This is a genomic window from Thermodesulfobacteriota bacterium (assembly GCA_040753795.1).
GTDB lineage: Bacteria > Desulfobacterota > Desulfobacteria > Desulfobacterales > Desulfosudaceae > JBFMDX01.
Genome location: JBFMDX010000016.1, coordinates 18,517 through 42,905, shown reverse-complemented (window position 1 = coordinate 42,905; position 24,389 = coordinate 18,517). Strand labels below are relative to the sequence as shown.

23 protein-coding genes are annotated in these 24,389 nt (G+C 59.2%); 17 read left to right on the top strand and 6 right to left on the bottom strand.

Annotation, left to right across the window (positions count from 1 at the left end; genetic code table 11):
• Positions 1 to 249 precede the first annotated feature (249 nt).
• The 12 genes from AB1724_15995 to AB1724_15940 all read left to right on the top strand — a co-directional run bounded on the left by AB1724_15995 (position 250) and on the right by AB1724_15940 (position 12,351).
• The gene (locus tag AB1724_15995) at positions 250 to 486 is read left to right on the top strand and encodes a type II toxin-antitoxin system prevent-host-death family antitoxin (protein ID MEW6079310.1); all 237 of its coding nucleotides are present in this window, start codon (positions 250 to 252) and stop codon (positions 484 to 486) included.
• 273 nt (positions 487 to 759) lie between these two features.
• Positions 760 to 1,119 (top strand): DMT family protein, encoded by a 360-nt coding sequence (locus tag AB1724_15990; GenBank protein MEW6079309.1) that lies wholly within the window; start codon positions 760 to 762, stop codon positions 1,117 to 1,119.
• 18 nt (positions 1,120 to 1,137) lie between these two features.
• Complete coding sequence (locus AB1724_15985) at positions 1,138 to 2,583, top strand: HD domain-containing protein (protein MEW6079308.1); 1,446 nt, start codon at positions 1,138 to 1,140, stop codon at positions 2,581 to 2,583.
• Positions 2,584 to 2,737: 154 nt separating this feature from the next.
• Positions 2,738 to 3,367, top strand: coding sequence for a TetR/AcrR family transcriptional regulator (locus tag AB1724_15980; protein ID MEW6079307.1), 630 nt, complete (start codon positions 2,738 to 2,740; stop codon positions 3,365 to 3,367).
• On the top strand, positions 3,364 to 4,746 hold the full coding sequence (locus tag AB1724_15975; GenBank protein ID MEW6079306.1) for a TolC family protein: 1,383 nt from the start codon (positions 3,364 to 3,366) through the stop codon (positions 4,744 to 4,746). The genes AB1724_15980 and AB1724_15975 overlap by 4 nt, the downstream gene beginning before the upstream one ends.
• A gap of 210 nt (positions 4,747 to 4,956) precedes the next feature.
• Positions 4,957 to 5,859 (top strand): HlyD family efflux transporter periplasmic adaptor subunit, encoded by a 903-nt coding sequence (locus AB1724_15970; GenBank protein MEW6079305.1) that lies wholly within the window; start codon positions 4,957 to 4,959, stop codon positions 5,857 to 5,859.
• 109 nt (positions 5,860 to 5,968) lie between these two features.
• The gene (locus AB1724_15965; GenBank protein MEW6079304.1) at positions 5,969 to 6,922 is read left to right on the top strand and encodes an ABC transporter ATP-binding protein; all 954 of its coding nucleotides are present in this window, start codon (positions 5,969 to 5,971) and stop codon (positions 6,920 to 6,922) included.
• The gene (locus AB1724_15960) at positions 6,903 to 7,673 is read left to right on the top strand and encodes an ABC transporter ATP-binding protein (protein MEW6079303.1); all 771 of its coding nucleotides are present in this window, start codon (positions 6,903 to 6,905) and stop codon (positions 7,671 to 7,673) included. The genes AB1724_15965 and AB1724_15960 overlap by 20 nt, the downstream gene beginning before the upstream one ends.
• Positions 7,673 to 8,776, top strand: a complete 1,104-nt coding sequence (locus AB1724_15955; GenBank protein ID MEW6079302.1) for an ABC transporter permease — start codon at positions 7,673 to 7,675, stop codon at positions 8,774 to 8,776. The genes AB1724_15960 and AB1724_15955 overlap by 1 nt, the downstream gene beginning before the upstream one ends.
• A 12-nt stretch (positions 8,777 to 8,788) precedes the next feature.
• On the top strand, positions 8,789 to 9,919 hold the full coding sequence (locus AB1724_15950) for an ABC transporter permease (protein ID MEW6079301.1): 1,131 nt from the start codon (positions 8,789 to 8,791) through the stop codon (positions 9,917 to 9,919).
• Positions 9,920 to 10,041: 122 nt separating this feature from the next.
• Positions 10,042 to 11,274, top strand: coding sequence for an HD domain-containing phosphohydrolase (locus AB1724_15945; GenBank protein ID MEW6079300.1), 1,233 nt, complete (start codon positions 10,042 to 10,044; stop codon positions 11,272 to 11,274).
• Between the two features lie 216 nt (positions 11,275 to 11,490).
• Positions 11,491 to 12,351, top strand: a complete 861-nt coding sequence (locus tag AB1724_15940) for a TIGR00266 family protein (GenBank protein ID MEW6079299.1) — start codon at positions 11,491 to 11,493, stop codon at positions 12,349 to 12,351.
• Positions 12,352 to 12,667: 316 nt separating this feature from the next.
• On the opposite strand, the gene AB1724_15935 is transcribed toward AB1724_15940, so the two are convergent.
• The 3 genes from AB1724_15935 to larB form a co-directional block, all read right to left on the bottom strand.
• Positions 12,668 to 13,306, bottom strand: a complete 639-nt coding sequence (locus tag AB1724_15935) for a CPBP family intramembrane glutamic endopeptidase (GenBank protein MEW6079298.1) — start codon at positions 13,304 to 13,306, stop codon at positions 12,668 to 12,670.
• Positions 13,288 to 14,892, bottom strand: coding sequence for a hypothetical protein (locus AB1724_15930; protein MEW6079297.1), 1,605 nt, complete (start codon positions 14,890 to 14,892; stop codon positions 13,288 to 13,290). Before AB1724_15930 ends, AB1724_15935 begins: the two co-directional genes overlap by 19 nt.
• A 332-nt stretch (positions 14,893 to 15,224) precedes the next feature.
• Entirely contained in the window at positions 15,225 to 15,974 is a 750-nt protein-coding gene (larB, locus tag AB1724_15925; protein MEW6079296.1) for a nickel pincer cofactor biosynthesis protein LarB, read from the bottom strand.
• Between the two features lie 345 nt (positions 15,975 to 16,319).
• Between larB and kdsB the strand changes: the two genes are divergently transcribed.
• Positions 16,320 to 17,057: a 3-deoxy-manno-octulosonate cytidylyltransferase gene (gene kdsB / locus AB1724_15920; GenBank protein MEW6079295.1), complete on the top strand. Its 738-nt coding sequence runs from the start codon at positions 16,320 to 16,322 to the stop codon at positions 17,055 to 17,057.
• 59 nt (positions 17,058 to 17,116) lie between these two features.
• On the opposite strand, the gene AB1724_15915 is transcribed toward kdsB, so the two are convergent.
• Entirely contained in the window at positions 17,117 to 18,013 is an 897-nt protein-coding gene (locus AB1724_15915) for a hypothetical protein (protein MEW6079294.1), read from the bottom strand.
• A 3-nt stretch (positions 18,014 to 18,016) separates the two neighbouring features.
• Positions 18,017 to 19,546 (bottom strand): glutamine-hydrolyzing GMP synthase, encoded by a 1,530-nt coding sequence (guaA, locus tag AB1724_15910; GenBank protein ID MEW6079293.1) that lies wholly within the window; start codon positions 19,544 to 19,546, stop codon positions 18,017 to 18,019.
• Between the two features lie 368 nt (positions 19,547 to 19,914).
• Here guaA and AB1724_15905 point away from each other — a divergent pair, with 368 nt between their 5' ends.
• Positions 19,915 to 20,124, top strand: a complete 210-nt coding sequence (locus tag AB1724_15905; GenBank protein MEW6079292.1) for a dodecin family protein — start codon at positions 19,915 to 19,917, stop codon at positions 20,122 to 20,124.
• A gap of 93 nt (positions 20,125 to 20,217) precedes the next feature.
• Here AB1724_15905 and AB1724_15900 read toward each other — a convergent pair whose 3' ends face one another.
• Positions 20,218 to 21,207, bottom strand: a complete 990-nt coding sequence (locus tag AB1724_15900; GenBank protein ID MEW6079291.1) for a TIGR01212 family radical SAM protein — start codon at positions 21,205 to 21,207, stop codon at positions 20,218 to 20,220.
• 153 nt (positions 21,208 to 21,360) lie between these two features.
• On the opposite strand from AB1724_15900, the gene mnmG reads away from it, so the two are divergent.
• The 3 genes from mnmG to rpsI all read left to right on the top strand — a co-directional run bounded on the left by mnmG (position 21,361) and on the right by rpsI (position 24,283).
• Positions 21,361 to 23,271, top strand: a complete 1,911-nt coding sequence (mnmG, locus tag AB1724_15895; GenBank protein MEW6079290.1) for a tRNA uridine-5-carboxymethylaminomethyl(34) synthesis enzyme MnmG — start codon at positions 21,361 to 21,363, stop codon at positions 23,269 to 23,271.
• Positions 23,272 to 23,426: 155 nt separating this feature from the next.
• A complete protein-coding gene (gene rplM / locus AB1724_15890) occupies positions 23,427 to 23,861 on the top strand; it encodes a 50S ribosomal protein L13 (protein MEW6079289.1) in 435 nt (144 codons plus the stop codon).
• Between the two features lie 29 nt (positions 23,862 to 23,890).
• On the top strand, positions 23,891 to 24,283 hold the full coding sequence (gene rpsI / locus AB1724_15885; protein ID MEW6079288.1) for a 30S ribosomal protein S9: 393 nt from the start codon (positions 23,891 to 23,893) through the stop codon (positions 24,281 to 24,283).
• The last annotated feature ends 106 nt before the right edge of the window (positions 24,284 to 24,389 follow it).

Below are 24,389 nucleotides of genomic sequence, written 5' to 3'. Positions count from 1 at the left end.
GCTTCCCGTTTTTTACAACCATATAAAAATTGTATTTTTCGATACTACCATTAAATTATTTTAGGCCGAACTATAAAATATATTAATAGCCATTTGACCACACCGGAAAGAACCGGGACTGACCGCTTCTTATTCCGACCCAAGGGAGAAATCCCCCGGGCCTTATTTTACTTGACCCGGATTGGTCTTTTCAGGAATACTTGACTCTAGACATCCTGTTTATGCTTGGCTTACCGCCAGGAGGCACATATGAAAATCGTCAACATCTCTGAAGTAAAAACAAACTTTTCCAAACTGGTTGCGCTTGTCTATCGCGGGGAAAAGGTTGTCATAGCCAAAAACAACCTGCCACTGGTGGATTTGGTTGTTCATAAACCTGAAAACGCAAGAAAGCTGGGATTGTTGGCGGGTAAATTCACTGTTCCGGACAATATAATGGAAGAGGACGAGTCGATTAACGCCATGTTCTACGGAACAAACAAATGAATAATATCCATTTTATACTTGTATGAAACTTCATCTTTTCCTCGTCATTCGGGCGAACACCAGAATCCAGCGGCCCCGCCGTCGTGCCGCCGGTTTAAACGAGGATAAAACTCTGAGGTGTTATACAATAAAAATTGATAATATTCCTCGTCACCCTAGACCCCGATCCGGGGTCCAGGAAAGATGAATAATATCAATATTATACTTGACACCGGCCTTCGCCGAGAAGAACAAGCCGGCATAACACCTGAACTTTTAATGACTGCATGAAAAATGACCAATCGCATCCTGTTTACCATCCTGCTGCTCTGCTGCAGCAATGTGTTCATGACCTTTGCCTGGTACGGGCATCTGCGGCACCTGTCCCACAAGCCCTGGGTGATCGCCGCCCTGGTGAGCTGGGGCATCGCCCTGTTTGAGTACCTGCTCCAGGTGCCGGCCAACCGTATCGGCCATACGGTCATGCCCGTGGCCCAGTTGAAAATCATGCAGGAAGTCATTACCCTGGTGATATTCGTTCCTTTTTCCGTTTTTTATATGAGAGAGAAGATTACCATGGATTATCTCTGGGCGGGATGCTGTCTTCTGGGCGCGGTCTTCTTTCTGTTCCGGAGCAGGTTGTTCAGCGCCTGATTATTTAATGAGGAGGCCATGACAACCGATGGTCTGAACGCCTTACTCAAGCGGTGGCTCGCCCCGGTCAGCGACGATCTGCCCGAGGTTTATGCCGTCGGCGGCGCCGTGCGTGACCACCTCATGGGGCGGCCCATGAGCGACGTGGACCTGGCCTGCCGGGATGCGGCCGGGTTTGCCCGCCTGCTGGCGGACTGTCAGGACACTCCGGTCACGGTGGTACCGTTTACCAGAGACCCACAGGCGCCCTGCTTTCGCGTGGTGAACAGCCGGCGTCCGGGAAATTACGTTGATGTGGTCAACCTGCGCGGTCCCTCTATTGAAGCGGACCTGACCTTACGGGATTTCACCGTCAACGCCATGGCGTTCCGGATCGCGCCCGGCGGCCGGACCGGAGAACTGATCGACTTTTTAAACGGACGCCGGGATATCAGCCACGGGATCATCCGCATGTGCACGGCCGAGTCCCTGTCCGACGATCCGTTGCGGGTGTTGCGGGCGGCCCGTCTGGCGGCCGGGCTGGATTTCACCATTGCGCCAGAAACCCTGACGGCCATGAAGCGTAACGCCGCGGGCCTGACGAGGATCGCCCCGGAACGGATCGCCGCCGAACTGCTCAAGCTTCTGGAGGCTCCCCGGGCCCTGCCCCACATCCGGACACTGGATGAGACCGGCGCTCTGGCCGTTATCCTGCCGGAACTGACCGCCGCCAAAGGATGCGAACAGAACGGCTATCATCATCTGGATGTCTGGGGTCACAGCCTGGAAACCCTGGCCGCCTGCGAAGAGATTATCCGCGATCCGGACTGCGCCTTTGGCCCGGCCAGCGGAGCCGTCCGGGACATGCTGAAACAGGATGCCCACACCCCCCTGCTCAAGCTGTCCGCTTTACTCCATGACGCGGCCAAACCCCTGGTAAAAAAGCCCGATCCGGACAAGGGTCGGATGATTTTCCACGGCCACGCCCGACTCGGAGCGGACATGGCCACTGGCGTGGCCGATCGTCTGCGCCTGTCTTCCGCCCAGAGCAGCCTGCTTTATGCGCTGGTCAGACAACACATGCGGCCGGTCATTCTCTCCCAACCGGATGTCAAAAAATCTACCGTTATCAAATGGTTCAGAGAGATGAAGGACACCGCCCTGCTGGTCATGGTCCTGTCCGTGGCGGACGTGACCGCCAAGTCCGGTGAAAAACTGACCAAGGAGGCCAAGGATCGATTTTTCTCCTGGGCCCGGCAGTCCGTCATTAACTATATGGAAAGCCTGAAACCGGCCTTCGCGCGGCAAAACCTGATCACCGGGACGGACCTGATCTCCCTGGGCATGAAACCCGGCCCGAAACTTGGTAAAATCCTTAATGATCTCAGAGAAAAACAGGATCTGGGAGAATTGTCCGACCGGGAAGAAGCCCTGGCCCTGGCCCAAGCCATGATAACGTCACCGTCAACCGATCCCTCCGCCTGACCCCTTTAACCTTAAGCCCTGGACCTTAATACTTAAAACTTAACACTTAAAACTTAAAACTTTTTTAAAAAACCCCTTGACAACCACGCCTTAATCGTATAGTTTAATTATTCAGTTAATTAAACTATACGATTAAATTTATCCGGGAGGATAAATGCCGGAAGCGGAAACACCCAAAAAAATAATGGAAGCAGCCACGGCGGTTTTTTCCAGGGAAGGGTTCAAGGGCGCCCGCATGCAGCAGATCGCCAGACAGGCCGGGGTCAACCAGGCCCTGCTGCACTACTACTTCAGCTCCAAGGAAAACCTGTATGAAGAGGTGCTGTTCCGATTTTTCTCCAGCGTTCTCAAGCAACTGGCCCATCATTTCGGAACATACGATTCGCCGGAAGCGGCCCTGCGCGGCTTTATCAATGTCTATATGGACATCCTCAAAGGCAATCCCGACCTGCCGCGCCTGATGGTTTCGGAAATCATCGGGGGCGGCAGTCACATGATGGCCATCGCCGACCGGATTGCTTCCGAAATCGGCATATCGCCGCCGAACCTGATCGCGCCGTTTATTGAAAAGGCGGCGGCCGACGGACTGATCCGGCCGGTGGACCCCCGGCAGACCGCCATCAGCGTCATCGGCATGTGCCTCATGTACTTTGTGGCCAGGCCGCTGGTCAACCATATCTGGGGCAAACCCGTTGACGAAGACGGGTTTCTGGAAAAGCGGAAAGAGGCCATCGCCGACCTGGTGCTGTACGGATTGGCCAAACCGGAAAGGAAATCCACATGAAAACGATAAAGCCCGTCAAAAGGAAAGCCGGGCACCACCCCGCCAAATGGCGATGGGTTCTCCCGGCCCTTTTTGTCGTTCTTATGGCCGCGCCCCTTGCGGCGGCCGAAAGCCCCCTGACGCTGGAGCAATGCCTGGATATGGCCGCGGCCGGGAATCCGGATATTGTCCGGGCGGAAAAGGGAGAAGAAGAAACCGCCTACCGTCTCAAAAAAGCCGAGGCCGGCTATTTTCCTGAAATGGGCGTCAGCGCTTCCGCCGGCTATATCTCGCAGGTCAATCAGACCCGGCCGGATGACGTCACCGTCACCCTGACGCCGGGTCAACCGCCGATCACCATCCCCGGCCGGGCAATAGAAATCGGCGATGAGCAGAACAGGGATCTTTCCCTGGCCCTGTGGCAGCCGCTTTATGCCGGCGGCAGCATCAAAAACAACGTGAGAATGTCCGAAGCGGCCCTGTCGGCGGCGGTCAGCCAGACGGCGCTTCAAAAAAGCGATATCCGCAAGCGGGTCACCACCGCCTTTTACGAACTGGCCATGGCCGTGGAGTCAAAAAAGATCGCCGAAGCCGCGAAAAACCAGATCGACAGCCATCTCCAGGACGCCCGCAACCTCCTGGCCCAGGGAATGATCATCAAAAACGACCTTTACCCCATTGAAATCCGACGTCTGGAGACAGAGCAGCAGATTATCCAGACCGAAGACGCCATTGCCAAGACCCGGGCCGCTCTGGCCGAAATCATGGGGCTGTCGCCGGACACTCCGGTCGACATTGCCGTAGACTGGAAAAATCCGCCGCCCTGGCCCGTTCCCGAAGACCTGACGGCCGCGCCGCCGGAGCGGCAGGAACAGAAGATCGCCCGGCAACAGGTGGAGATGGCCGCGGCCGAGGAGGCCATCGCCGGCGGCGCCCGCCTGCCCAGGGTCGGTCTGACGGCATCGACCCATTATGGCTGGCCGGGGTTCAAGGGCAACGAACCGGACTGGGACACCTGGTGGCAGGCGGGCGTCAACCTGACATGGAACGTGTTTGACATGGGCCGGCGCGGCAATGAGCAGAAGGCCGCCCGGACGAAAAAAACCCGTCTGGAAAAGGACCGGGAGGCCATCGACCGCCGGGTCGCGCTGGACCGTCTCAATGCCCGGCTGACCTATGAGGAAGCCTGCCGGCGGCGAATCATCGGTGAGGAAAAGGTTCTGGCCGCCCGGGAGAATTATCGAACCCGGGAAGATAATTACCGGGTCGGTACGGCCACGGGAAGCGACTACCTGGACGCTCACACGGAACTGATGACCGCGGAGATCGACCTGTCCATCACCTGCGCCAGGGTCAGAATCGCGTGGGCCGACTATATGAGGGCGTTGGGGATAGAGTGATACCAATTCCAAATCAAAGCGCTCGCTGTGCTGGCTGCGTCGTTGTCATCCCGGCCCGTGACGCGAAGCGGAACGTTAGCCGGGATCCAGCATAAGATGAATATGTTCAATTTTATACTGGATCCCCCGATCAAGTCGGAGGATGACGGAGAAACCAAGCCGGTGTTCGCGGGAATAACGACAGAAATTCGGAATAAGGGAGATAATCATATGAAAAAATTGCACCGCGCTGGATGGGGAGTGACCGTCTTCCTGCTGTTCGGCCTCCTGGGCTGCGGAGAGAAAATGGCCCCGGGGTTCGCCGGATCGGGTACGCTGGAGGCCACGGAAGTGAACGTCAGCTCCCTGGCCACGGGGACCGTTCTGGAAATGACCCGTGAGGAGGGCCAGACCGTTGTTGCCGGAGACCTTCTGGCCCGGATCGACGTGGAAAAACTGACCCTGCAGCGGGCCCAGGTGGCGGCCGGACTTCAGGAGGTGGCCGCCAGCCGGATCGCGGCCGAAGCGGCCGTGGCCCAGGCCCGGGAAAACTTCGCCAATACCGAAACCCGTTATAAAAGAACCAAAGAACTGTTCGCCAAAGGCTCGGCCACCCGGCAGCAGTTTGACGATATCTCCACCAAACTGATCGTGGACCGGAACCAGCTGGCCGCGGCCCAGTCCCAGGGCCCGCTGCTGGATGCCAGGCAGGCCCAGCTGGAGGCGTCCCTGGCGGTCCTGGACCGGCAGATCGCCGACGGCACGGTGACGGCCCCACTGGCCGGAGAGGTGGTGGAAAAATATGTCGAGCCCGGAGAGGTGGTGACGGCGGGGGAAAAGATTTACAAAATCGCCGACCTTAAAAATTTCTGGTTGAACATATACCTGGCGGAGACCGACCTGGGCGCTTTTCCCCTGGGCCAGGCCGTGACCGTCCGGGTGGACGCCGTGAGAACCCCGCTGGCCGGCCGGATCACCTGGACATCGCCGGAGGCGGAGTTCACGCCCAAAAACGTGCAGACCCGCAAGGCCCGGTCGGAACTGGTTTATGCCGTCAAGGTGACCCTGGAGGAAAACAGGCCGGAACTCAAAATCGGCATGCCGGCCGAAGTCTATCTGGTCGCGAGGAACTGATAACATGATTCATCTCCCGATTGCCTGTTTCCATAACAAACCTTTGACCCCTCGGCCCCTTGAATCCTTGAACCCTATGCGCCGGCTGAATTGAAGGACAACGCAAGAAATGAACAACCCCGCCATCCATATCAGCGGACTGCGCAAGGAATACGGGCCCACGGTGGCCCTGGCCTCGGTCGGGTTTGAGGTCGACCGGGCCGAGATGTTCGGCCTGATCGGCCCGGACGGCGCCGGGAAAACCACCCTGATCCGGATCCTCTGTTCCCTCCTGGACCCGGACGCCGGACAGTGCCGTGTCCTTGACATTCCCGTGGATCGTGAGCCGGAGAAAATCCGCAGCATCATCGGCTACATGCCCCAGCGCTTCTCCCTCTACCCGGACCTGACGGTGGCCGAGAACCTGCGCTTTTTCGCCGACCTGTTCCGGGTGCCCAAAGCCGAACGGCAGCAGCGGACCGGGCAACTGCTGGAGTTCAGCCGCCTGACGCCTTTTGTCAAGCGGCGCGCCGGCCAGCTTTCCGGCGGCATGAAGCAGAAACTGGCCCTGTCCTGCGCCCTGATCCATACCCCCCGGGTCCTGATGCTGGACGAGCCGACCACCGGCGTGGACCCGGTTTCCCGGCGGGAATTCTGGGACATCCTGGAAAAGCTCCGATTGGACGGGGTCACCATCCTGGTTTCCACGCCCTACATGGAAGAGGCGGAACGCTGCGGTCGGGTCGCCCTCATGCACAAGGGCCGGGTGCTGACCACGGGCCGGGCCCGGGACATCGCCGCCGGCTTTCCCGGCACCGTCTTTGCCGTGGACGGCACGGACATCACGGCCCTGGCCGCCTGGTTCAAGAAAGCCTTGAGCCCGGAGCAGGTCCGCATCCTGGGCGACCGGGTCCAGGTCAGCCTGTTTGAAAACGCCGCGCAGGACATGAAAGCCCTGCGCCACGCTGCCGCCGAAAACGGCCTGTCCATCCGGTCGGCTGAAATGGTACCGGCTGGGCTGGAAGACGCCTTTGTGGCCATGATCGCCGGAGAAGAAAGACGCCATGACAATGCCCGGCTCTAACGATAATCATGCGGCCATGGCAGGGCCCCCGGCAACGGCCGTGACGGTCCGCAACCTGACCCGGCGCTTCGGGGATTTTGTCGCCGTGGACGACATCTCCTTTGACGTCGGCCGGGGCGAGATCTTCGGCTTTCTGGGCGCCAACGGCGCCGGTAAAACCACTACCATCAAGATCCTGACCGGCCTGCTGCGGCCATCCGCCGGCCAGGGCACGGTGGACGGCCTGGACATCGCCCGGCAGCGGAAAGCCATCCGCTCCCGCATCGGTTACATGTCCCAGAAATTCTCCCTGTACGACGACCTGAAGGTGGAGGAGAACATCTTCTTTTTCGGCGGGGTTTACGGACTGAACCGGCCGCAGATCAACGCCCGACTGGCCGAACTGGAAACGATCCTGGACCTGTCCGGGATCCGCGGCCGCCGGACCGCCTCCCTGCCCCTGGGGTACAAACAGCGCCTGGCCCTGGCCTGCGCCATCCTGCACCGGCCGCCGATCCTGTTCCTGGACGAGCCCACCGGCGGCGTCGACCCCATTGCCCGGCGCTACTTCTGGGACCTGATCGCCGCCATGGCCGCGGCCGGCACAACCGTTTTCGTGACCACCCATTACATGGACGAGGCCGAATACTGTCACCGGCTCTCCATCATGTACAAAGGCCGCATCGTCGAGATGGACTCGCCGGCGGCCATCAAGAAAAAATACAACCGCGCATCCATTCAGGATGTCTTCATTTATCTGGTGGACCGGTAATGATCAACTCCCGTTTTCTGCCCCTGACCCGTAAAGAGTTCATCCACATCCGCCGGGACCCCCGGTCGGTGCTGATCCTGCTGATGATGCCCCTGCTGATGATGTTCATCTTCGGGTATGCCATCAACATGGACCTGAAAAACATCCGCGTGGGGGTATGCGACCTTGACCGGACCCCGGTCAGCCGTGACCTGATCGAAACCGTGGACGCCTCATCCTATTTTGACGTGGTGCGGCGCTATGACGATCCCCGGATGACGGAAGGCCTCTTCCGGCAACGGGCCGTGCGGGCGGCGGTCATCATTCCCGCGGACTTCAGCCGCAATCTGGGCGGCGCCGGCAGCGCGGTCATCGGTCTGGTCACCGACGGCACCGACGCCAACAGCGCCACCCTGGCCCAGAACTACCTGGAGAGCCTGTTCCTGAGCCGCTCCCTGTCGGCCGGCGGCGTCGGCCTGCCGGTCCGGGTCAAGACCCGGATCTTCTACAATCCGGACATGGAGTCGGCCCACTTTGTCGTGCCCGGCATCGTGGCCCTGCTGTTGATCATGATCGGCGCCCTGCTGACCTCGGTCACCATCGCCCGGGAAAAAGAGACCGGCACCATGGAACAGATTCTGACCAGCCCTATCCGGCCCTATGAGGTGGTGCTGGGCAAGGCCCTGCCCTATCTCATTCTGGCCTTTCTCATCGCCGTTTTCATCATCATCTTCGGCCACCTCTGGTTCAAGGTGCCCATGCTGGGATCCTGGACCTGGCTGATGGTCTTCTGCCTGCTCTACCTGTTCACGGCCCTGGCCATCGGCCTGCTCATCTCGACCCTGGTGGCCACCCAGCAGGTGGCCATGATGCTCTCCCTGGCCGCCACCCTGCTGCCCTCGGTCATGCTGTCGGGCTTTATTTTTCCCATCAGCTCCATGCCCCGGCCGCTCCAGGTCGTCTCCCAGATCATCCCGGCCACCCATTTTCTGAAGATCATCCGGGGCATCATGCTCAAGGGCAACGGTCCGCTGGAGCTGTGGCCGGCGGTGGCGGCCATGGTGGCGGTGGGCCTGTTCTTCATTTCCCTGGCCATCTGGCGGTTCCAGCTGAAACTGCAATGAGGATGGAATAAAATGAAAAAAATCCTGAACCTGGTCATCAAAGAACTCCGGCAGGTGGTCCGGGACCCCAACATGCTGCGGGTCATCTTCGTGGTGCCCATGATCCAGTTGCTGATCCTGGGACACGCCATCACCACCGATATCAAGAACCTGGACATTCTCATCTGCGACCAGGACAACTCCGCCATCAGCCGGAGCCTCATCGAACAATTCTCCCACACCGATTATTTCATCGTCCAACAGCAGCCCTGCCGGGCCGGGGAGGCGGAGCGTTTCCTTTTCAGGGGAGAGACCGTGCTGGCCCTGGTCATTCCCGAATATTTCGGCCGTGACCTGGAAGCCCGGGACAGCCCCGAGATCCAGATCCTGTTGGACGGCCAGAACTCCAACACCGCCGCCGTGGCCATGGGGTACTGCAACCGCATCCTGCTGGAGTTCATGCGGGACAGAATGGCGCGCGACACCGGCCGCGATCCGCGGCTGGTCCGGTCGGTCCGCTTCATCGAGCCGGTCAGCCGGGCCTGGTACAACCCGGAACTGAAAAGCGTCTATTACATGATTCCCGGCATCATCTCCATCCTGCTGACCATCATCACCATGCTGCTGACCGGCATGGCCATCGTCAAGGAGCGGGAAATCGGCACCCTGGACCAGCTCCTGGTGACGCCGCTGTCAGCCTGGCAGATCATCGCCGGCAAGACCCTGCCTTTCGCCCTGCTGGGTTTTCTGGAAATGGGGTTTGCCATGACCTTCGGGGTGCTCTGGTTCAAGGTGCCCATCGTCGGCAGCCTGCCCCTGCTGGCGGTCCTGGCCGCGGTGTTCATCTTCACCACCCTGGGGCTGGGCATATTCATCTCCACCCTGGTGGACACCCAGCAGCAGGCCCTGTTTATCGCCTGGTTCTTTCTGGTCTCCTTTATCCTGCTGTCCGGATTTTTTTACCCCATCGCCAACATGCCGGACTGGGTCCAGATTATCACCCTGGCCAATCCCCTGCGGTATTTTATCGAAATCCTGCGGGAGCTGTTTCTCAAAGGCGCCGGCCTGACGGTACTCTGGCCGGAACTGCTGTCGCTGCTGGCCATCGGACTGACCATTTTCACCCTGGCCACGGTCCGCTTCTCCCGCCGCGCCGCGGCCTGATGTCAAATCTTTTTATCGGTTGTGCCGGCCATATAAAATCGCTTATAATAATAAAATAGAAATCAATGTCGTTGTCTCGAGCCATCTCTTCACCGGCAGGCACAAGTAAAGGCAGGTCGCCCATGCTGACGGAAAAAGAAAAAATCGACAAGCTGACCCTCCTGGGAACCGAGTTGAACCATATCCAGGACCTGGATATCATGATGGAGAAAATCCTGACCGAGTCCCGGCTGTTCGTTAATGCCGACGCCGGTTCCATCTACATCATGGAGAACGACCGGCTGCGCTTCACCTATACCCAGAACGACACCCTGCAGCAGCGGCTCAAACCCGGAGAAAAGCTCATCTACTCCACCTTCAGCATGCCCGTGGACAAGAAAACCCTGGCCGGATACGTGACCCTGACCGGCCAACCCCTTAATCTGGATGATGTGTACTCCATCGACCCGGCCAGCCCCTTTCAGTTCGGCCGCCAGTTCGACGAGACCGCCTGCTACCGGACGCAATCGGCCTTGACCATCCCCCTGACTACGCCCATGGGAAAAACCCTGGGGGTGCTGCAGGTCATCAACGCCCGGGACCCGGATGGACGGGCCATCCCTTTCTCCGACCGGGACGTGATGGTCATGATGCATTTTGCCGGCATCGCCTCGGTCACCCTGGAGCGGGCCCAGATGACCCGCGCCCTGCTGCTGCGGATGATCAAGATGGCGGAAATGCGCGACCCCAAGGAAACCGGCGCCCATGTCAACCGCGTCGGCGGCTATGCCGTGGAACTTTACGAAAAATGGGCCCGGCGGCGGGATATCCCGGAAGATGAAATCCAGAAGAAACGGGACCTGTTGAGAATGGCGGCCATGCTGCACGACGTGGGCAAGGTCGGCATTTCCGACACCATCCTGAAAAAGCCCGGCAAGCTCGACGAGCAGGAATACGAGATCATGAAACACCACTCCATGATGGGCGCGCGCCTTTTTGCCAGCAGCCAGTCGGATTTCGACGACACCGCCGCGGCCGTGGCCCTGAATCACCATGAAAAATGGAACGGATCCGGTTATCCCGGCTACATCGACGTGACCACCGGCGAACCGCTGCCGGAGTACAGGCGTCCTGACGGCCGGGCGTCCGGCAAGGCCGGCGAGGACATCCCGGTTTTCGGCCGCATCGTGGCCCTGGCCGACGTGTTCGACGCCCTCTCCTCCATCCGGGTCTATAAGCCCGCCTGGGACGAAGCGAAAGTTCTGGAAACCCTGGAAAAGGACGCCGGCACCCACTTTGATCCCGAGCTGGTGGAAATTTTCCTCGGCAGCCTGGATGTGATGCGGAGTATTCAGCAGCGCTACAAAGACGAATAGCGCCGGTTGTGCCGGAGGCGCAATCCCGGCGTTGCGCCGCATCCCTCGTCACTGCGGCGTACTACAGTACGCCTCATTCCTCGGGATTTACGCGCCTTGGTCTTGCCCCTCTGGCGCAACCGGCACGAATAAAAAGATAACCGGTTTACAAAACCCCCTCCGGAATGATAGTGGAAAGATCGGACAATGTCCGTGAAGATATGAAGGGATTATGATATGCAATTGCAGCAGATAAAATACAGCATTATCGGTGACGACATGCAGTCCGTGGAGATCGTGCTGGGCTCCGGGGAAAGCGTTATGGCCGAGGCCGGCGACCTGAACTACATGGACAGCGCCATCGCCTTTGAAACCAGAATGGGAGACGGCTCACCGGTCGAGGAAGGCATGATGGCCAGACTGGCCGATGCCGGCAGGCGAATGGTCGCCGGCGAAGCCCTGTTCCTGACCCAGTTTACCAACAGCGGCCTGGGCACCCGCTGCATCTCTTTTGCCGCGCCTTACCCCGGCCGGGTCATCGCCGTTAACCTGTCCGACTTCGACGGGGAAATCCTCTGCCAGCGGGACGCCTTTCTCTGCGTCACCAGCGACTGCCTGGTCGAAATCGCTTTCACCCGGCGCATGGAAGACGGGTTTTTCGGCAACGATGGTTTTATCCTGCTGCGGCTGTCCGGCATCGGAACGGCCTTTCTCCACATCGGCGGCACCGTGGTCCAGAAAGTGCTCAAACATGACGTCATCCGGGTCGACACCGGCTGCATCGCGGCCTTTACCTCCGGCCTGAATTACAGCATTGAACGGGCCGACAATCTCAAGTCCATGCTTTCCGGCGGTGAGGGGCTGTTGCTGGCATCCTTGAGCGGCACCGGCACGGTTCTGCTCCAGACCATGCCCTTTTCCCGGCTGGCGGAACGGGCCCTGCGGCACACGGCCCCGGCCGGGGGAAAACGGCAGATCGGGGGCTGGAGGGCGATGAAGGATGCCTTCGAAAAGCTTTTAAAAGGGTTCAAGAGGTCGCGGGCTCAAGGGGTCAAGGAGACGGCAAAGACTCAAGAAACCGAGGGAGCGAAGGAGTAAGATTTTAGAGTGTGCGATCAGTGAAGTTACCTATAAGTGGTTAAGTATTAAGTGTTAAGTATTAAGTGGTTTAGGGGTTATGGTTTTATCGTTTTAAGCGTCCCAACCGGGCGGGGCCCGGAACCAAACCGATAGCTATGGCTTGCATTCTTGTTGGTTAGAAGCGTCCCAACCGATGGATTGGTAAAGGCTCCCCAACCTCCTATGCCCTGAAACTTTAACACCTTAGCACTTAACACTTAACCACTTAATACTTAATACTTAATACTTAACACTTAATCACTTAACCACTCTAAGACCATAACGCCTAAAACCGTCAGCTAACCATTCCCAGTCCAAAGATAGCCGCATTGCCCAGGGCATGAATGACGTAGGGCGCCATCAGGCTCTTTTCCTTTTCATAGGCCAGGCAGAAAACAATGCCGCCCACGGCCTGGGGGATGGGGATGCCGGGCAGATGGAGTCCGGCGAAAACGATGGTGGTCAGGATCACGCCCGCGACCGTTCCCCAGCGCCGGAAGAGGCCGTAAAGCAGCCCCCGGAAGAAGAGTTCCTCGGCCAGGGGCGAGACCACCACGCCGGCCAGCAGAAAAAAGGCCAGTTCTCCATGCCCTTCGGGCAGGGGCATGCGGAACAACGGCAGGGGATCGGCGCCCGTAGCCAGCAGCAGAGCGCCGGCAACGGCGACCGCGCCCCCGAAAACAATTGCCCAGGCTGCGCCCGCCGTTATCCCCCGGACAATATCGCCCTTTCCCAGGCCAACAACGGCCAGGCTCCCCTGGCAGAGCCGGATCACGACCGTCAGCAGGACGGCCTCGGCCAGGCGTACCCCCAGGATCGCGGCTCCCGGAGAGCACAGGCCGGAAAGAACCGCAGCCCGTCCGGCGACTTCAGCCGCCATCACCGTAACCATTGCGAACGCTATCGTGGTTACTTTTATTTTCCCGGCATCCATCCCAGGCTCCTGGCCGCCTTATAAGCGGAAAACTGAATATACCAGTTGTCGGCCATCTCCATTTTTCGGACCAGCATGTTCCGGGTCCGCCGCCGGGCCGGATCACCCTGCTTCTCCGCCTGCCGGGCGATTGACGACATGGCTTTACAGACGATATAAGCCGAATCCGAGTTCAAAAACCGGAAGAGCGCGATGCCCGCGGCCGGGTCCCGGCTGCTGCCGAGGGTCCGCGCCAGCCAGTAAAGCTGGGCCGGATCCGTCGTATCGATCAGCCGCTGATAGCCCTCAAAGCGTCCGATATCCAGTTTTTCCCCGTCAATATACCGCAGGGCCGCGATACGCTCCTTGCGGGATCCCTCCCGGATGGCGGCCGCGGCCCGGTCAGCGTCGATCCTGGCCGGCGGCGGCGGGCCCAGGTACAGGATAACACCGGCCCAGAAGATAAAACAGAGTACGGGCGCCAGGAACGAGGATATCCGGACATTGATCAGTATTCCCGGTACCAGGCAGAACAGGCCGTAGACCGCCAGGTAGAGGGCCAGCGGGGCAACGCCGGCCAGGGAAACGAGGGTGAACCGCCGGAACACGAACTGATGGTCGACTTTTTCGGAAAAACCGTCGAGAATATCGCCGGCAAGACGCATGAACCGTTCCCGTTCCACGGTTATCACCGGTTTCCCGCCGCGCGCCAGGGCCAGGCCGTTCCCCTGACGGATCAGCGTCAGATCGGGTTTTACGGCACCCGCCGGCACGACAAAATAATCATGGGCTCGCAGGACGGTTTCCAGACGCCCGGATTCAGCGGGGTCAGCGAAGCCTTCCAGTACGCAGGCCTTGAGCTGCCGGTCGGCCAGACGTTTGAACACCTCGGCCGGATAAAGGGTGTAGCGGTAATAGAAATCAACGATCCGGGTTCCAGGGCCCGAGGTCAGCAACAGATTGTCCCTGAAATTGATAAACACGTCCTTGTTGACCTGCCATCCCCACAGGGCCAGCAGAAAGGCGATCAACATAAAATGGATGGGGGTGCGCCAGGGCAGACGGGTGTATCCGCTTTTCCGGGGCGACCATTTTGTGGCGGCCCAGATTACGGGCGGGGGAACCAGCACCAGGAAGGCGGTCATGCCGGGGCAGAGCCCGTGGCGGTTGGCCCAGATCAACAGGACCGGCCATGCGATGATCAGGATAGCCGCGGCCACGGTCGCCGGCAGAAACGCCAGCAAGGCCGGAATCCGCCAGCCGGCTTTAAGCGACTTGGTTTTCCAGGCCCGGTAAAGCGGGGCCAGGGACGAAAAAAGCAGCGTCGCCCCGAAAGTCAGCATCGTCACCCCGGCGCCCGTGCTTAAAGTGAAAAAAGAGCCCCCGGCAAAGGCGGCTTCGAAACTGGTCAGGGAAGGGTCGATATTGACGCCGGGCAGGGGGCCGTATCCGGCGGCCTGGATGGCGGCGATTTTCGCCGCCAGGGCCCGGTTGGACAGATACACCAGCACCGTCGCGATCACCTGGGAAACTGCCAGGCCCAGAGCCAGTACCCGCACCGGATAGAGCAGGCGCAAAGTATCTTTAAAGTGAAAGACAGATTTCAACGATTTGTTCCCGGTTAGATTGATTGTGATTAAGTGTTAAGTTTTAAGTGATTAAGTTTTAAGTGTTAAGTGGTTAAGTGATTAAGTGTTAAGTTTTAAGTGGTTAAAGTTTCAGGGTATGGGAGGGTGGGAACCTTTACAAATTTATCAATTGTAGTCACTTCTAATTAACACTGCAAGTCATTGATAGTTATCGGTTTGGTCCCGGGTCCGGCGCGGCTGGAACGCTTAAAGCCATAAAACCCTGACCACATTAACGCTTTGGAAGGCCGAATCCTTCCGCCACTTAAAACTTAACACTTAATACTTAACACTTAATACTTAACCACTTATCACGTCCGATTGATACAGGCCGCCATATAGCCCCCCCCGAACCCGTTGTCGATGTTGACCACCGCCACGTTGGAGCTGCACGAGTTGAGCATGCCCAGCAGGGCGGTCAGCCCCTTGAAGCTGGCGCCGTAACCGACGCTGGTGGGCACGGCGATGACCGGCCGGCCGGTCATGCCGGCCACCACCGAGGGCAGAGCACCCTCCATGCCGGCCGCCACCACCAGGACCGATGCCCGGGTGATCAGCTCCCGGTGGGCGAACAGGCGGTGAATCCCGGCCACGCCCACGTCGAACAGGGTCTCCACCCGGTTGCCCATGGCTTCGGCGGTCAGGGCCGCTTCCCGGGCCACGGGGATATCCGAGGTGCCGGCCGACACCACCACGATGGTGCCCCGGCCGACGATAGCGGGCGGCTCCTTTCGGCAGACGATCATGCCGGCGTCCTCGTGGAAGACCGCCTCGGGGAACCGCTCCAGCGCCTGCCGGGCCGCTTCCGGCGCCACCCGGGTGACCAGCACCACCCCGCTTCTTTCCATCAGCCGTTCCATGATGCCGATGATCTGGGCCGGTGTCTTGCCGATGCCGAAAATGACCTCCGGGAACCCGTGACGCAGGCTGCGGTGATGGTCCACGTGGGCATACCCCATGGCCTCAAAAGAAAAGTGCGTCAGCTCGTCGGCCGCCTCGTCCACGGTTTTTCCCCCGCCGGCCACCGCCGCCAGGATTTGTTTTAACTGTTCAGCGTTCATAGTCACCTTTTGCTGACATTGAAGTTACTGGTATGCGTCTTCATTCCCTCAGCCTTGTCACTGCGGCCCTCGGAATGTCACAAATAAGCAGTACGTTCCATTCCTCGCAACAACCGACATCCTCGTAAAGTCCGTTTTGTTCGCTCCCCGATCATTTTGGGCGGTCTCAAAGCCCTTGGCTGGTTTCAACCGGCCCCGAAAGGATCAAGTCGGGAACGGCAATGACCTCCAGCGAAGCCACTGATTTCTATTTAAAACAATAGTCTTTTGTACTATACCATCGTTTTACGAAAACAAAAAACTGGTACCTGATAAAATGGAAAGACAACCAAGGAGCATATTGTTATGAGAGTCGTGGCCATCATCCCCTCGCGGTACGAATCCACCCGTTTCCCCGGCAAGCCCCTGGCGCCCATCGCCGGCGTCCCCCTGATCAAACGCGTGTATGACCGCGTCCGCCTGGCCTCCTGCGTCACGGACATCGCCGTGGCCACGGACGACGAGCGCATTTTCGACGCGGTGGCGGAATTCGGCGGCAACTGCGTGCTGACCCCGACCGAATGCCGCACGGGCTCGGACCGGGCCGACGAAGCGGCCCGGCTGCTGGAACTGGCCCCCGACGACATCGTCGTCAATGTCCAGGGCGACCAGCCCCTGATCGCGCCGGAAACCATAGAGGAGGCCGTCGCCCCCCTGCTGTCGCCTGTTGATTTCGGCATATCCACCCCGGTGGTCGCCGTCAGCGACGAAGCGGAAATCCGCAGCATCAAGAACGTCAAGGCCGTTATCGACCGGGGCGGCTTCGCCATCTATTTTTCCCGATCGCCCATTCCCCTGGTCCGTGACCCGGGCACGCCCTGCACGTTTTACAAACACCTGGGGGTCTACGCCTTTTCCCGGAGATTCCTGGGAGTTTACGCCAGCCTGCCTTCGGGGGTGCTGGAGGAAATAGAAAAACTGGAACAGCTGCGGGCCCTGGAATACGGCTACAAGATCCGGGTGGTCGTCACCCGTCAGGACTCCCCGTCCGTGGATCTGCCTGAGGATATAGGCCACATCGAAGCGCTGCTGGCGTCCCGGTAGCCCACATATTTCACGAGTTGATTTGGCCTCAACCGCAAGGCGCGGGACGCGAAGCGGGATTACAGATCCTCTTCGATAAAGTCCTGGTCACCGGCCGGCGGGGAAGTGGAACCGGTGGCCGGTTTCCTGGCCGGGGCGGTGCCTGTCGAGGTAGATGGCGCCGCCTTGGTCCGCTGTTGTTCCACCCGTCCCACCCGGGTGTCCAGGGCCTTCACATCACTTTTTATCGCCTTGGCCGAAGCGTCGATGGACGCCTGCAGTTTTTTCTCCGCATCGGCCACCATCCGGCGCACGGCCTCGGCGTCGGCTTTGCCGGCGGCCGCGGCGGCCAGGCTGGACACCTTGGTCTCCGCCGTCTCTATCTTCTGGCCCAGGGCCAGAACCTGACGGGAGGTCTCCCCGACAGCGGCCGTCAGCTTGTCTACTTCCTTATTCATGCTCTCAATGGCGGCAGCCATCTTGCCGTCGGCTCCGGTCAGTGTTTTGACACCGGCATGAATTTCCTTGATGGCGGCCGCGTTCTGGGCGACTCCGGACAGTTTATCCTGAATCCCCCTGACCGCTTCGTCCTGGGCCGTCAGGGTCTTCTGGATCTCCCCCAGTTTGGCGTCATAAATATGAACAAACTCCTCGACCGCGGCCGAACCTGTGCTTTGCACGGCGGCCACCTTCCGGGACAGGCTGATATAAGCCACGACCATGACCCCGACGATCAGACAGGGAATCAGGATGGCCGGCAGGATGAATTTCCAATCCAGCCCTTCGCCGTCCGACGCCTCGTCCTCCCGGGCGTACTCCCGTTCGTGGGCTTTGACGCTTTTGACAAAGGCATCGTCTCTATCATCATCCTCATCGGGCCGGCCGAAGGCGTCGTCTCGGTCAGGTTCCTTCCTGCCCGGGCCCTTGTTTCCGCCAAAGGAAAAATCAAAATCCCGTTCATCCGAAAAATCCGTCATGATCTACTCCCATTCAATGGTGCTGGGCGGTTTGGAACTGATGTCATAGACCACCCGGTTGACACCGGCTACTTCATTAATAATTCGATTGGAGATCCGGCCAAGCAGTTTGTGCGGCAACCGGGCCCAGTCGGCCGTCATGGCGTCCCGGCTGGTCACGGCCCGGATGGCCGCGACATGTTCATAGGTCCGCTTGTCGCCCATGATGCCGACGCTCTTTAACGGCAGGAGCACGGCAAACGACTGCCACAGCTTGCGGTAGTACCCGCCCTTGCGGATTTCCTCCAGCAGCACCGCGTCCACTTCCCGCAGCAGATCCAGTTTCTTCCGGTCCACCGGACCGATGACCCGGATGGCCAGGCCGGGGCCGGGAAACGGCTGGCGGTGAATCATGTCCTCATCCAGCCCCAGGGTCCTGCCCAGGGCGCGCACCTCGTCCTTGAACAGGAACCGGAGGGGCTCCACCAGGGAGAGTTTCATGCGGGCCGGCAACCCGCCCACGTTGTGGTGGGACTTGATCACCGCCGACGGTCCGCCAAAGGCCGACCGGGACTCGATGACATCCGGATAGAGCGTTCCCTGGGCCAGGAACTTGGCGTCCCTGACCTTGCCGGCCTCCTCGTTGAACACGTCCACGAAGAGCTTGCCGATGATCTTTCGTTTTCTCTCGGGGTCGGCCACCCCGGCCAGGGCTTTTAAAAACCGCGGGCCGGCCTGGACATAGCGGATGCGGAGGTTCAGATTGCGGGTGAAAACCGCTTTGAGTTTTTCGGCCTCGTTCTTGCGGAGCAGGCCGTTGTCCACAAAAATACAGGTCAGGTTGTCGCCGATGGCCCGGTGAATGAGCAGGGCCGTCACCGACGAATCCACCCCGCCGCTCAAGCCCAGCAACACCTTTTTCCCGGCGGTGACCGTCCGGATTTCCTCGATGGCCTCGCGGGCAAAGGTCTTCATGGACCAGGTTTTTTTACAATGGCAGATATCAAACAGGAAATTGTCCAGCATCCGTTTGCCTTCCCGGGTATGAACGACTTCCGGGTGGAACTGGAGCCCGTAGAAATTGCGGGAGGTGTCGGCAATGACCGCGGCGTTGGTGTTTTCGGTGGAAGCGATAACGGCAAACCCGGGCGGCAGCTTCTTGACCGAATCGCCGTGGCTCATCCAGCAGACGGTCTTTTTGCTGACGCCGTCTAAAACTACACAGGCCGAGGAAACGCACAGCTCCGCGAACCCGTACTCCCGCTTGCCGGTCGCCGCTACTTTCCCGCCCAGGGCGTCGGCCATGAAATGAAGCCCGTAGCAGATGCCCAGTACCGGTATGCCCAGGTCAAAAATCTTGCGCGTAACCTTGGGGCTGCCTTTTTCGTAAATGCCGGCCGGTCCGCCGGAAAGAATGATGCCTTCGGGATTGAGTTCCCGGATCTCTTTTATGTCGATGGTCGGCGGCTCGATACGGCAATAGACGCGGGACTCCCGCACCCGCCTGGCGATCAGCTGGTTGAATTGAGAACCGAAATCGATAATCAGAATCATGTTTATCCGCCTGTCTAATTGTTAAAAATGGCCTTGATTTCAAAAGACCTGCCGCCCGTTTTTCCGGGGGGCGTCATTTGCGGTTGAATATTTCAAAATGATTTGATTTTTTCAAGTTCTTTTTATCGGCCGCCGGGTTGGATGGCGGCTGTTTTTTGCCAGGATTTAAGGTTATGCTTGACTTGAGGGCGTCATGGGGATATAAAGAAGCCTGCTTTTTTGTATCCGCAAAAACCGTTTCCATGTTCAATAATCATTAACCGGCATTCGGCTCAGAATACGTCATGACCTTTTAGCAAGCGGCGTATGTTTATTTTTCAAACGGGCCCTGGCCCGTTCCCTTCAACCCGTAACAAAAGGAGACAATCATGGGCGAAAGTGTTTACAAAATCATCAATCTGGTGGGCACCAGCACGGTTTCCTGGGAAGACGCGGCCAAAAACGCCGTGGAGCGCGCCTCAAAAACTTTGGAAGACCTGAGAGTCGCGGAAGTAAGTGAACTGGATATGAAAATCGAAAACGGCAAGGTGGTCGCCTACCGGGCCAGCATCAAGGTGTCCTTCAAGTACAGAGAATGATCCGCGGATAAAACGCGGAAATGAAACCCGGGCCGGAATTTTCCGGCCCGGGTTTTTTATGCCGGCTGCTCCAGCAGTTTACGAAGTCACGGTTCATGACTTGCCGGGAACGGAATGAGCGCCGGCTTGGCAACACTTCCCCTGCCACGTGTCCCTGGCCGCCAGGGTGTCATGGATCGCGGTCAGGGTTTCCTGTTTCCGCATTGCCCACAGCGGCGCCACCAGTTCGGCCGGATGGGGATCGCCGGTCAGCCGCTGCACCACCATGCCGGCGGGCAGCCGCTCCAGCACATCGCAGACCCGGTCGACGTATTCCTGCTGTTCCAGGCAGCGGTAATCACCGCCGGCCAGCATGGCCGCCAGGGGGGTATCACGGACCACGTAGAGCAGATGGATCTTGATACCGTCGATTCCCAGCGCCGCGATGGCCTCGGCGGTATGGATCATGTCCGCGGCCGTTTCCCCGGGCAGGCCCAGAATCATGTGGCCGCAAATTCTGATGCCGCGGTTCCTGGACATGGCGATGGCTTTTTGAGCGCAGGCAAAATCATGCCCCCGGTTGATCACGGCCAGGGTCCGGTCGCACGCGGACTGCACCCCGACCTCCAGCCAGACCAGGAAGCGGTCCGTGTAGCTCTCCAGCAGGGCCAAAACGTCAGGATCGATGCAGTCCGGCCGGGTGCCTACGGACAGGCCGACAATGTCCTCTTCGGCCAGGGCCTCGTCATACATGGCCTTCAACTTTTCCAGGGGCGCGTAGGTGTTGGTATAGGCCTGAAAATAAGCGATGAATTTCTGGGCGCCGAACCGCCGGGACAGCACCTTCCGTCCGTTTCGGATTTGCTCGGCGATGGACAGGCCGGCGGCATGGGCGCCGGTTCCCGACCCGCGGTTATTACAGAAGATGCAGCCGGATGACGACAGGGTGCCGTCGCGGTTGGGGCAGGAAAACCCGGCGTCGATGGTGATTTTGTGGATCCGGCACCCGAACACGGACCGGAAATAGGTATTCAGATCGTAATAGCGCTTATTCTCCGTCATCTGCTTGACCTGCCCCTGATTCCCGTATAGGTTATTACCCATATTTTGAGGCTCTTCTCCGATTAAATCGGCACACAGGGTTCAAGGATTCAAGGGGCCGAGGGGTCGAGGGTGTGGTGTTTCACTTGAACCCTTGGCCCCTTGAATCCTGGAACCCTTTTTCCCAACTGAATTGAGGCTGAATCATTTCTTTAAATGTCCACTATAAAACATATAGCGCCTAAACGCCATGACATCATCGTCGTCGGCGCCGGCCACGCCGGCTGCGAGGCGGCACTTGCCGCCGCCCGGATGGGATGCAGTGTGCTGCTGCTGGCCATCGACCTGGACAAGGTGGCGGTCATGCCCTGCAGTCCCTCCATCGGCGGCACGGCCAAAGGACAGCTGGTCAGAGAAATCGACGCCCTGGGCGGCATGATGGCCCGGGCCGCGGACCTGACCGCCATTCAGTACCGGACCTTAAACACCCGCAAAGGACCGGCCGTTCAGTCCACCCGCACCCAGAACGACAAGCACCGCTATCACACCGTCATGAAATCGGCCGTGGAAAACCACCCGGGCGTGGACCTCAAGCAGGCCATGGTCGTCCGCCTGATGGTGGAGGACGGCGCCGTCAGGGGCGTGGTCGACCTGTCCGGACACGCCTATCCGTCCTCGGCCGTGATCATCGCCGCCGGCACCTTTCTGGGCGGCCGGGTCCATATCGGATCGGTTTCCTACGACGCCGGGCGGGCCGGCGAATTCGCCGCCGTGGAACTGGCCCGGCAGCTCCGCGACATGGGTTTTTCCACCGGCCGCATGAAAACCGGGACCCCGCCCCGGCTGGACCGGGACAGTATCGATTTTTCCCGGTTCGACCGCCAGCAATCCGACCTCTCGTCCCGGGCCTTTTCATTTTCCGGGTCCGGACCGGTCATGCCCCAGATCGCCACCTTCCTCGGCCACACCCGGCCGGAGACCGCCGACCTGGTCCGGCGGCATCTCAAGCTCTCGTCCCTTTACGGCGGCTATATCACCGGCGTACCGGCCCGGTACTGCCCCTCTTTTGAAGACAAGGTGGTCCGCTTCCCGGAACGGGAAACCCACCACGTCATCCTCGAGCAGGAAGGGCTGGAGACAAAAGAAGTCTACGCCAGCGGACTGGGCAACAGCCTGCCCCTGGAAATTCAAATTCAGGTCGTCCGCTCCATCGACGGGCTGGAAGAGGCCGTTATCATGCGGCCGGCCTACGCCATCGAATACGATTACATCAATCCCGTTCAACTCCGGCCGACCCTGGAGACCAAACGGGTCTCCGGCCTCTATCTGGCCGGGCAGGTCAACGGCACCTCGGGTTATGAGGAAGCCGCGGCCCAGGGGCTTTGGGCCGGGATCAACGCCGCCTGCAAGATCCAGAAGCGGCCGCCCTTTGTTCTGGACCGGTCCCAGGCTTACATGGGCGTCATGGTCGATGACCTGGTGACCCGGGGGACCATCGAGCCTTACCGCATGTTCACGTCCCGGGCCGAATACCGGCTGATGCTGCGGGAAGACAACGCCGAACTCCGGCTGTCTGAAATCGGACACGACCTGGGACTGGTAGACGCCGAAACCGTGGGGAAGGTAAATGAAAACCGGCGGCGAATGGAAGCGGAAATTTCCCGCGTCCGCAAAACCGTGATCAAACCTTCGGAAACAGTCGACCGGCACCTGGCGGCGCGCGGCGTCCCGGCCTTAAAGACCGGCACGTTTCTGGAACAGCTGCTCAAGCGGGCGGAACTAACCTATGCCGACATCAGCGCCCTGGCCCCGCCCCCGGAACCGGTCTCCGGGGAGGTCGCCCGGCAGGTCGAAATCGAAATTAAATACGAAGGGTATATCTCCCGGCAGTTGCGGGAAATCGAAAAATTCCGGGATATGGAAAAACAGAAAATCCCGGGTGATTTCGACTACGCCGCCGTTCCTGGATTGTCCGCCGAATTAAAAGAAAAACTGTCGACCGTCCGGCCCGTTTCCCTGGGGCAGGCCTCCCGCCTCGACGGCATGACCCCGGCGGCCCTGTCGGTGCTGATGATGGTGCTCAAGACGGTATCCAGAACGCGGCCGTCAAAAGCATCCGGGGATTGATAGAGGACTCGCGGCCCGGGATGCCAAAAAAGCCTGCTCTTCGGGAAAATGCGAGCCTTTCGGCCCTGCCCGACCTTTTTAATGATTTTTTTCTTGACATATATGAGCATGAGAATATTATAGCCAGATTATTCTGACAGCAGGAGAGAATGAACGTGAAAAAATATACTTACAGCGCAAAAGCATCGGACAATTCGGACAACTGGTATGTAGTAAACGCGGACGGCCGCGGTCTGGGGAGAATGGCAACGGAAATCGCCCGCCGTCTCCGCGGAAAACACAATCCCCTGTTTACCCCGCATGTGGATACCGGGGATTCCATTATCGTCGTCAACGCGGAAAAAATCACCCTGACCGGCCGGAAATGGGACGAAAAGATCTATTACCGCCACAGCGGTTATATCGGCGGCCTTAAATCCGTTACCGCCAGGCAGCTTCTGGAAAAGAAACCGGAAGATCTGGTCATTAACGCCGTCAGGGGGATGCTGCCCAAGAATCGCCTGGGCCGTGACCTGCTCAAAAAGCTGCGGGTATACGCCGGGCCCGACCATCCCCATGAAGCGCAGCAGCCGAAGCCATTGGAAATCTAATTGCCGCAATCTTTCTTTTTGAGGAAACAATGCAAGAGAACATAATTTACGCCACAGGCAAACGCAAATCCGCCATCGCCCGAACCTGGCTCAAGCCCGGCAACGGGAAAATCACCGTCAACGGCAGAACCGCCGATGAGTATTTCCCTATCTTTGCGGTTCAGAAGCTTCTCCGCTCCCCGCTGACCTTTACCGAAAACGCCGACAAATTCGACATAGACGTCAGAGTGACGGGCGGCGGCATCACCGGGCAGGCCAGTGCCGCCCGGCACGCTATCAGCCGGGCCCTGACCATCTTCCAGGCGGACCTGCGGCAGCCCCTCAAGGCAGCCGGATTCCTCAAACGCGACGCCCGCGTCAAGGAACGGAAAAAGTACGGCCAGCGCGGTCCCCGGGCGCGGTACCAGTTCTCCAAGCGCTAATTTCCCTTACTATTATTTATCGCCACCAAGGGCGACGGCTCCGGCCATCGCCCTTTTTTATTTCCTTTGCCGGTTCATCTCCAGTTTTATTGCCGTCGTAAAAAAT

What these genes read in the sequence shown, in the direction of transcription:
- AB1724_15970 (MEW6079305.1), top strand. Translation starts at nt 4,957, where the DNA reads ATGAAAAAATTGCACCGCGCTGGATGGGGAGTGACCGTCTTCCTGCTG.
- guaA (MEW6079293.1), bottom strand. Translation starts at nt 19,546, where the DNA reads ATGATTCTGATTATCGATTTCGGTTCTCAATTCAACCAGCTGATCGCC.
- AB1724_15905 (MEW6079292.1), top strand. Translation starts at nt 19,915, where the DNA reads ATGGGCGAAAGTGTTTACAAAATCATCAATCTGGTGGGCACCAGCACG.
- AB1724_15915 (MEW6079294.1), bottom strand. Translation starts at nt 18,013, where the DNA reads ATGACGGATTTTTCGGATGAACGGGATTTTGATTTTTCCTTTGGCGGA.
- rpsI (MEW6079288.1), top strand. Translation starts at nt 23,891, where the DNA reads ATGCAAGAGAACATAATTTACGCCACAGGCAAACGCAAATCCGCCATC.
- AB1724_15935 (MEW6079298.1), bottom strand. Translation starts at nt 13,306, where the DNA reads ATGGATGCCGGGAAAATAAAAGTAACCACGATAGCGTTCGCAATGGTT.
- mnmG (MEW6079290.1), top strand. Translation starts at nt 21,361, where the DNA reads ATGTCCACTATAAAACATATAGCGCCTAAACGCCATGACATCATCGTC.
- kdsB (MEW6079295.1), top strand. Translation starts at nt 16,320, where the DNA reads ATGAGAGTCGTGGCCATCATCCCCTCGCGGTACGAATCCACCCGTTTC.
- AB1724_15950 (MEW6079301.1), top strand. Translation starts at nt 8,789, where the DNA reads ATGAAAAAAATCCTGAACCTGGTCATCAAAGAACTCCGGCAGGTGGTC.
- AB1724_15975 (MEW6079306.1), top strand. Translation starts at nt 3,364, where the DNA reads ATGAAAACGATAAAGCCCGTCAAAAGGAAAGCCGGGCACCACCCCGCC.
- AB1724_15945 (MEW6079300.1), top strand. Translation starts at nt 10,042, where the DNA reads ATGCTGACGGAAAAAGAAAAAATCGACAAGCTGACCCTCCTGGGAACC.
- AB1724_15985 (MEW6079308.1), top strand. Translation starts at nt 1,138, where the DNA reads ATGACAACCGATGGTCTGAACGCCTTACTCAAGCGGTGGCTCGCCCCG.
- AB1724_15990 (MEW6079309.1), top strand. Translation starts at nt 760, where the DNA reads ATGACCAATCGCATCCTGTTTACCATCCTGCTGCTCTGCTGCAGCAAT.
- AB1724_15955 (MEW6079302.1), top strand. Translation starts at nt 7,673, where the DNA reads ATGATCAACTCCCGTTTTCTGCCCCTGACCCGTAAAGAGTTCATCCAC.
- AB1724_15940 (MEW6079299.1), top strand. Translation starts at nt 11,491, where the DNA reads ATGCAATTGCAGCAGATAAAATACAGCATTATCGGTGACGACATGCAG.
- larB (MEW6079296.1), bottom strand. Translation starts at nt 15,974, where the DNA reads ATGAACGCTGAACAGTTAAAACAAATCCTGGCGGCGGTGGCCGGCGGG.
- AB1724_15965 (MEW6079304.1), top strand. Translation starts at nt 5,969, where the DNA reads ATGAACAACCCCGCCATCCATATCAGCGGACTGCGCAAGGAATACGGG.
- AB1724_15900 (MEW6079291.1), bottom strand. Translation starts at nt 21,207, where the DNA reads ATGGGTAATAACCTATACGGGAATCAGGGGCAGGTCAAGCAGATGACG.
- AB1724_15960 (MEW6079303.1), top strand. Translation starts at nt 6,903, where the DNA reads ATGACAATGCCCGGCTCTAACGATAATCATGCGGCCATGGCAGGGCCC.
- AB1724_15980 (MEW6079307.1), top strand. Translation starts at nt 2,738, where the DNA reads ATGCCGGAAGCGGAAACACCCAAAAAAATAATGGAAGCAGCCACGGCG.
- AB1724_15995 (MEW6079310.1), top strand. Translation starts at nt 250, where the DNA reads ATGAAAATCGTCAACATCTCTGAAGTAAAAACAAACTTTTCCAAACTG.